The sequence below is a fragment of the Streptomyces silaceus genome (genome assembly GCF_001419745.1).
Classification (GTDB): Bacteria; Actinomycetota; Actinomycetes; order Streptomycetales; family Streptomycetaceae; genus Streptomyces; species Streptomyces silaceus.
In genome coordinates this window covers 1-1167 of record NZ_LIRJ01000676.1, presented here as the reverse complement: position 1 = coordinate 1167, position 1167 = coordinate 1, and the positions used below count along the sequence as shown (strand labels likewise).

Below are 1167 nucleotides of genomic sequence, written 5' to 3'. Positions count from 1 at the left end.
TCCCTGCGCCGAGAGGAGGCGTCCCCGCGCGGGGAGAAGACGGCATAGCGCGGGGACGCCGGTATCGCGTTCGTGGACGACGTGTGTCGGTCGCGTGCGTGGGTGGTCGCGCAGGCGCGTCAGCCGATGTGCGCGGCCGCGGCCTCGTCGAGCAGCCACGTGACCCGGCCGCCCGCCTCCTCCACCGCTTGCGCCGCCCGTGCCACCGGCAGCTTGACGTCTCCGCGCAGGGCGCGCGCGATCACCTCGGCCTTGCCGGCGCCGGCCGCGATGATCAGGCAGTCCTGCGCTCCCCGCAGGGCCCGGAGCGTGAGGGTGAGCCGCTCGGGGGGCGGCTTCGGCGAGTTGTGCACGCCCGCCACCAGGCGATCCGTCACCTCCACCGCCTCCAGGCCGGGGAAGAGCGACAGCGTGTGGCCGTCCTCCCCGACCCCCAGCCACACATGGTCCAGACGGGGCAGCCCGGCGGCATCCGTCGGCACCTGCGCGAGCGCGGCGGCATAGCGGGCGGCGGCCTCGTCCGGTGGCAGCGTCCCCTCGGGCACCAGCAGCCGGTTCCCGTCGACGGGTACGTGGTCCAGCAACGCGGCAGCGGCCTGGCCCCAGTTGGAGTCGGGGTGGTCGACAGCCACGCACCGCTCGTCGCCCATCAACACGTTCAACCGGTCCCAAGGCAGGGCACCCTGATCCTGCGCCAGCAGACGGTAGGCGGCCGCCGGCGTGCTGCCGCCCGCCAGGACCCACGTCGCCGTACCGGACCGCTCGACGGCCGCGCCGAGCGCCTGGATCGTGAGTACGGCGACGGCCTGGGCCAGTTCCTCGGGCTTCGCGAAGACGCGCTGTTCAGCCACTGAATCCTCCTGATATGAGCAGTTATCGAGCTCGTTCCGCGTCAGGCTACTGCGGTCGATTCGACCCGTGAACGGCCCAATTCGGCAGCGACTCTATGCCGTGGCGGCATAAGGGACTATGACGATCGGATAGCCGACAGCGGCAGATTGCGAAGGGGCAACGATCGGTCATCCTGCGGGTGGTCGACGGATCTCATATTGACGATTCAGGGCGCGGCCGGGCGCGAAACTCAACGAAGTCGGTCGAGAATCCCGGCGCCCAGTTCCAGTGCCTCGTCCGGCTCCCGCACGCACTGCTGGAGGTCGACGAAGCCGC

At 71.0% G+C, this 1167-nt stretch carries 1 protein-coding gene; it reads right to left on the bottom strand.

What is annotated here, in order from left to right:
- Positions 1–119: 119 nt before the first annotated feature.
- Positions 120–851, bottom strand: coding sequence for a 6-phosphogluconolactonase (gene pgl, locus AOK22_RS38560; RefSeq protein WP_055703283.1), 732 nt, complete (start codon positions 849–851; stop codon positions 120–122).
- Between the last annotated feature and the right edge of the window lie 316 nt (positions 852–1167).